General features: G+C 63.2%; 1 pseudogene. It reads right to left on the reverse strand.

Going from position 1 to position 209, the window contains the following annotated elements:
• A pseudogene (locus tag U5782_RS41575) lies at positions 1-209 on the reverse strand (2-keto-4-pentenoate hydratase); the annotation flags it as partial.

Genomic DNA, 209 nt, shown 5'->3' on the forward strand with positions numbered 1-209 from the left:
TCGAGCACGAGCGCGATTTCGGCTTCCACCTTCGGCTGGATCAGTTGCGAAAGCGGAATCGGTTCGTTGTCGCCATAGGCCATCGAGGCGAACAGCGCGCCGAAGTCAGGCTGGTCGACGCCCAGTTGCTTCTGCACCGCGAGCGACGTGAGGCCGATCTTGCGGCCCACGATGCGTTCGCCGTTCTTCACGCGCAGATCGACGTTGGC

It is taken from the genome of Paraburkholderia sp. J67, assembly GCF_905220265.1.
Taxonomy (GTDB): domain Bacteria; phylum Pseudomonadota; class Gammaproteobacteria; order Burkholderiales; family Burkholderiaceae; genus Paraburkholderia.